Below are 2,375 nucleotides of genomic sequence, written 5' to 3' on the forward strand. Positions count from 1 at the left end.
AACGATGGCAACGTGCGACCTGTTGCCTGCGAACTACCTAAGCAGGCGTTCTTTAGCTCGGGCTGAAGAATAACTATCTGTCTGGTGCAGAGTTCAATTCTCTGCCGCCCTGATGAGCGGGCGAAAACGCTTTCCCCATCGGCCCGACGTGGCAAATCGGGCGGGTGAAGCGGGAAAGAACGCGGGTACGCCGGAGACTGGCCGGCCATCCCCGCAAGTGTGAAAGCATGCGCAAGAATTCTGAATCCACTACTCATCGTTACGTTGACCAAGCTTAGCCAGTATGAGAAGCTTGCCCAAAAGGGACTGGTTGTCGAGCGGTGGTAATGCGTTTCCGACCATCGCTGCTCATTCGCAGCACAACCCGGTGACAAAGTGGGGCGCTACCCTTTCGTGAAACAGACAGATGGAACAGGGAAACCACGGGACGGCTCTGCTTCGGCAGTGGGCAGCCAGCTACATGCCGGCCCGTGGCAGGATGGCGCAAGAAGCCAACGCTGCCGGGAAAGCCGGCGGATATGCCCACTTGCGCCCGTTGTGTATCGGTACATGTAGCCAGTAGCAGTCAAGACGATGGACACTGCCTCTCCGCAGATGGATGAATGGAAGGCCCTGCCCTGGAAGAAACTCCAGCGCACGGTTTTCAGACTGCAAAAACGCATTTACCAGGCCAGCCTGCGGGGGGATTCCCGCCAGGTGCGCCAACTCCAAAAACTGTTGAGTAAGTCCCGGGCGGCCAAACTCCTGGCCGTTCGCAAAGTCACCCAGGATAACCAAGGCAAACGCACGGCCGGCATCGACGGGGTAAAATCGCTCACCGACACGCAGCGCCTGCGGCTCAGCCGTCAGCTTTCGTTCCGGTGCGCGGCCAAGCCCCTGCGCCGAGTCTGGATACCCAAGCCGGGTTCGACCGAAAAGCGCCCCTTGGGCATTCCCGTCATGCGCGACCGGGCCTTGCAGGCCCTGGTCAAGCTGGCGCTGGAACCCGAGTGGGAAGCCCGGTTTGAGCCCAACAGCTACGGTTTCCGACCCGGCCGGTCAGCGCACGACGCCATAGGGGCCATCTACAACTGCATCAACCAGCGGGCAAAGTGGGTACTGGACGCCGATATCGAGAAGTGTTTTGACCGCATCGACCACGAACGGCTCTTAGCCAAAGTGGCCACCATGCCCTTGTTCCGACGCCTGCTGAACGGCTGGTTGCGGGCCGGGGTACTGGACGGCGACGTGTTTCAGCCGGTCGAAGCCGGCACCCCGCAAGGGGGTGTCATCTCGCCGCTGCTGGCCAACATCGCCCTCCACGGCATGGAAACGGTCATCCAGACGCACTTCCGGCAACGGCGCATCAGCCGCACCCGCCTGAGTCCGAAAGTAACCCTGATCCGCTACGCCGACGACTTCGTGGTCCTGCACGAAGACCGACACGTCGTGGAAGCGTGTCGGCAGGTGCTGGCGGACTGGCTGGCGCCGTTGGGACTGGCCATGAAACCGGCCAAAACGCGCGTCGTGCACACCCTGCACCACGCGCCGCAGCAGGCGGCCGGCTTCGATTTTCTGGGCATGACGGTCCGGCAATTCCCGGTGGGGCGTACCCACTCGGGGAAGAGCCCACGGGGCATCCCGTTGGGATACAAGACGCTTATTAAGCCCTCGCGTACCGCGCAGCAGCGCCACGACCGCCGGTTAGGTGAAATCGTGTACCGGCAGCGTGGCTCACCCCAGGCCGCTCTGATCCGGGAACTGAACCCGGTGATACGCGGCTGGTGCGCCTACTACGCGGGCGTGGTGGCCAAAGACGTCTTCTCCCGACTGGATTATACCCTGCACCACAAGCTGCGTCGCTGGGCCACACGTCGGCACAGCGGCAGGCACAAACGCCGTATCGTCCACAAATACTGGCGGCTAGAGCAAGGCAGTTGGAAATTCAACACGCCGCAGGGCGTGCGGCTGCACACGCATAGCCTCACCCGTATCAAACGACACGTCAAAGTGGCGGGCAGCCGCTCCCCCTTCGACAGTCGATGGACATACTGGGGCGCCCGCCTGCGGGACTACCACGGCTTGAGCCGGCGCACGAGTGCGCTGCTGAAGCGCCAGGCAGGGCGCTGCGGGTGGTGCAAGCTCTACTTTACGGATACGGACGTACTCGAACAGGACCACCGCGTACCCCGAATACGCGGCGGCAAGGAGGAGTTGGCGAACCTGCAACTGCTGCACCGGCACTGTCACGACCAAAAGACCAGGCAGGACGGCAGTATGGCAGCCCGCAGTAGCGGTGCACAACGAGGAGCCGTGTGAGGTGAAAGTCTCACGCACGGTTCTGAAGTGGCAGCCGGGGGAGCGATTCCCCGGCTGACCATAACGTCGTGAGCCGC

General features: G+C 62.4%; 1 protein-coding gene. It reads left to right on the forward strand.

Translation table 11 applies throughout. The features are described 5' to 3' along the window. The first annotated feature begins 594 nt into the window (after nt 1-594). Nucleotides 595-2,298 carry a group II intron reverse transcriptase/maturase gene (gene ltrA / locus J4D97_RS22745; protein ID WP_243900479.1) on the forward strand — a complete coding sequence of 568 codons (1,704 nt, stop codon included), beginning with the start codon at nt 595-597 and terminating at the stop codon, nt 2,296-2,298. Nucleotides 2,299-2,375: the final 77 nt, after the last annotated feature.

It is taken from the genome of Hymenobacter defluvii, assembly GCF_017589435.1.
GTDB classification, from domain to species: Bacteria; Bacteroidota; Bacteroidia; order Cytophagales; family Hymenobacteraceae; genus Hymenobacter; species Hymenobacter profundi.

Coding starts and splice junctions, on each gene's coding strand:
- ltrA (WP_243900479.1), top strand. CDS start 595: ATGGATGAATGGAAGGCCCTGCCCTGGAAGAAACTCCAGCGCACGGTT.